Annotated in this window: 5 protein-coding genes and 1 pseudogene; 3 read left to right on the top strand and 3 right to left on the bottom strand. The window is 59.6% G+C overall.

Translation table 11 applies throughout. From position 1 onward, the window contains the following. Nucleotides 1–84 precede the first annotated feature (84 nt). Nucleotides 85–567: an IS5 family transposase gene (locus tag KNW02_RS20325; RefSeq protein ID WP_256447782.1), complete on the top strand. Its 483-nt coding sequence runs from the start codon at nt 85–87 to the stop codon at nt 565–567. A 2-nt stretch (nt 568–569) separates the two neighbouring features. Here the strand turns inward: KNW02_RS20325 and KNW02_RS20320 are convergent, their stop codons facing one another. Next, nucleotides 570–905, bottom strand: coding sequence for a site-specific integrase (locus KNW02_RS20320; protein ID WP_216034999.1), 336 nt, complete (start codon nt 903–905; stop codon nt 570–572). Between the two features lie 128 nt (nt 906–1033). Further along, a pseudogene (locus tag KNW02_RS20315) lies at nt 1034–1261 on the bottom strand (transposase); the annotation flags it as partial. 645 nt (nt 1262–1906) lie between these two features. Between KNW02_RS20315 and KNW02_RS20310 the strand changes: the two are divergent. Both KNW02_RS20310 and KNW02_RS20305 read left to right on the top strand, forming a co-directional pair. Further along, entirely contained in the window at nt 1907–2161 is a 255-nt protein-coding gene (locus tag KNW02_RS20310; RefSeq protein WP_216034998.1) for a type II toxin-antitoxin system ParD family antitoxin, read from the top strand. After that, a complete protein-coding gene (locus tag KNW02_RS20305) occupies nt 2158–2445 on the top strand; it encodes a type II toxin-antitoxin system RelE/ParE family toxin (protein ID WP_216034997.1) in 288 nt (95 codons plus the stop codon). The genes KNW02_RS20310 and KNW02_RS20305 overlap by 4 nt, the downstream gene beginning before the upstream one ends. Before the next feature lie 30 nt (nt 2446–2475). Here the strand turns inward: KNW02_RS20305 and KNW02_RS21155 are convergent, their stop codons facing one another. Beyond that, on the bottom strand, nt 2476–2601 hold the full coding sequence (locus tag KNW02_RS21155; RefSeq protein ID WP_256447781.1) for a hypothetical protein: 126 nt from the start codon (nt 2599–2601) through the stop codon (nt 2476–2478). Between the last annotated feature and the right edge of the window lie 88 nt (nt 2602–2689).

The raw sequence follows: 2689 nt of genomic DNA, 5'->3' as shown, positions 1-2689 counted from the left end.
AGGTCCTCCGGGCGCTCAACGCCTTTCAGCAACTCGTCCAGAATTTCCTTGGAGATCGTCATACATGCTTCCTTTCGGTGAAGCATGGACCCGATCAATCATACACAAAAGATCGGACACTCCCAATTCACCAGCAGCGACATCGGCGATACGCCGATGCTACCGGAACTGCTGGACCAGGTCCCGCCAGATCAGGAGATCGGCAGCGTCACCGCAGACGGTGCCTGCGACACTCGCAAGTGCCACGATGCCATCGCTGACCGAGGCGCCGCCGCCGTCAGGTCGCCCCGCAAGAACGACAGGACCTGGAAACCAGACACCGCTGGCGCGATTGCGCGAAACGAAGCGCTGCGGGCATCGAAATACCTCGGCCGGACGATCTGGCGGAAATGGAGCGGATACCACCGCCGAAGTCGGGCTGAAACCAGGATGCACTGCATGAAGCTTCTCGGACAACGCCTCATGGCCCGGGACCCTGACCGTCAGGTCGCCGAACTTCAGGTTCGTGTTGCCGTCATGAACGGCTTCACCGCGCTCGGCATACCTGTCACAGAGGCCGTGGGATAAGTCTATCCGCGCGGCACCTTCATCTTATGCGCCCGCCGCATCGCTCTTGTGGTCGCTCGTAGCTTGGCGACTTCACCACCATAGACTTTATCCCCGACACCGCCCAGCGTGTGCCCAAGGATGAGGTTCTGTTCGAGCGCCGGGACTTCGGCCAACACCAGCCAGTCTTTCATATTATGCCGCAACGAGTGGATGACGTGCTTGGGATCCCGCGACACCTTTCGCAGATGCTTCATCAACACCGTCGAGGCCGCGTCGCTTTCCCTCCGGCGGCCATAGGATGGGAACAGGCAACCACCCCCGTTGGCCCTTTCCAAAGCCTCTTTCGCGGCAGCCAAGGCGTCTCCGACAAGCGGCCCACGCGCCGCGACGTTGCAGTCTTGAGGCTTCGGAAAGCGTTCGGCTCAATGCGGAGATACGGAAACTCGCAAGTCAGCCGAACGTCAGCAGCCAGCCACCCCGTCACCTCGGTGTTCGCGGCAACGGCGATTATGGCCGCGACCGGCACGATCCGTCCGCCCTGGCGGACCTTCAGATAGGTGGCATCGAGCCAGAGATAGGGCCAGTCGCCGGTCAGGGGCCGGTTCAGGAACTCGCCCACCCTCTCGTCAATATCCTTGCACAGCTTGGACACGGTGCTCTTGGAGATGCCGCTCAGCCCCATGGCCTGCACCAACTCGTCGACGCGACGGGTCCCGGCAGTCTCAAGCCGGCGCCATAGTGGCCGACTTTTGCTCCGCCCCGTGGCCGGATTTTACTCCGCCGTTGACATGAATGGCTACACCGCGCTCGGCATACCTGTCACAGAGGCCGTGGGATGAGTCCGTCCAGGAAAAGCGGAGCCTCGGCCGTCATCCGATTTGTGCAACAGAGTCCCGACCTCTGCCCCTTTTCCCAATTCGCGGCACTGGCAGCATAATAAAACGAGAACAACGACTTCATTCAATCATAGTCAGAGTTTGCGACAGAGCCCAATCCAGCCATGGACTGCAATGCCCCGATCAAGCCGAAAAAGGCGCGGAGTCGTGTAGTGTGGTTCGTCGGGGACTTCTGCAACAACGCAGTGCCGGCGCGGTTGTTTCGGGTCAGCCAGAACACGATCCGGCAGGCGTAGCATGCTGCGCGACAGGCAGGGATTGGAACTGGCGAAACCGGCTTTGTAAACATCCCGCATTTCCTGCCACTTCCCGCCACTTCCCGCCACTTCCCGTTGTTCGTTTCAGATGTAGAGGGAGCGAGGCCACAGAGATCAAGCGACGCGCGCGGCGGGTGAGCGATGGCAAATTGATGTGTATTACTTATTGGTATATGCTCGCGACATTCTTCATGGAGGGTGGCTATGCCACGTAACACATCGGTGACGCTTGGGGATCATTTTATCGGCTTCATCAGCGAGCAGGTTCAGACGGGCCGGTATGGTTCGGCCAGCGATGTCGTGCGGGCAGGACTACGTTTGCTGGAAGAGCATGAAGCAAAGGTCCAGGCGCTTCGGGATGCGCTGCTTGCTGGCGAACAATCCGGCGAACCGCAATCATTCGACTTTGATGCGTTCAAGGCGAGGAAACGGGCGGAGTTCGGTCCGGCGCCCAGATGAACCGCGTCACGTTCTCTCCGGCCGCCATCTCCGATTTGAACGACATTTGGGATTATACCGCGACGGAATGGGGGCCAGATCAGGCGGACCGTTACACGGACGATATCCAGGATACGTGCTGCAGTCTGGCACGGGGCGAGAAGCGTGGCCGTACCGTTGATGTGCGTGACGGCTATATCAAATATGCGGTTGGGCGGCATTTCGTGTTTTTCCGCACGAACGGTGCAGAAATCGTGGTGATTCGCATCCTGCATCAAAGCATGGATGTTGCCCGGCATCTGTAGCGACAGGGGTCAAATCGCGGGCATCACTTGCTATATGCTGCCGACGAACTGGCCGGACTTGCGTCGGTCGACGCGCTCGACCCGCAACTGTCGGCCGAAAAGCGCGTGCCAGTGGTAATGGGCGTTGTTGCAGAACTCGGCGCTGGAAGGATTCACACTGCGAATCCGGTAGGTTAAGAATCTCGACATGAGCAAGCCCGAGCCCGCCCGTTACCGCACGACGAACTGGAAATCCTACAACGAA

The sequence above is a fragment of the Paracoccus marinaquae genome (genome assembly GCF_018860165.1).
Classification (GTDB): domain Bacteria; phylum Pseudomonadota; class Alphaproteobacteria; order Rhodobacterales; family Rhodobacteraceae; genus Paracoccus; species Paracoccus marinaquae.
Note: the sequence above shows the minus strand (reverse complement) of the source record. Positions and strands in the feature narration are given on the sequence as shown.

What these genes read in the sequence shown, in the direction of transcription:
- KNW02_RS20305 (WP_216034997.1), top strand. Translation starts at nt 2,158, where the DNA reads ATGAACCGCGTCACGTTCTCTCCGGCCGCCATCTCCGATTTGAACGAC.
- KNW02_RS20325 (WP_256447782.1), top strand. Translation starts at nt 85, where the DNA reads ATGGACCCGATCAATCATACACAAAAGATCGGACACTCCCAATTCACC.
- KNW02_RS20310 (WP_216034998.1), top strand. Translation starts at nt 1,907, where the DNA reads ATGCCACGTAACACATCGGTGACGCTTGGGGATCATTTTATCGGCTTC.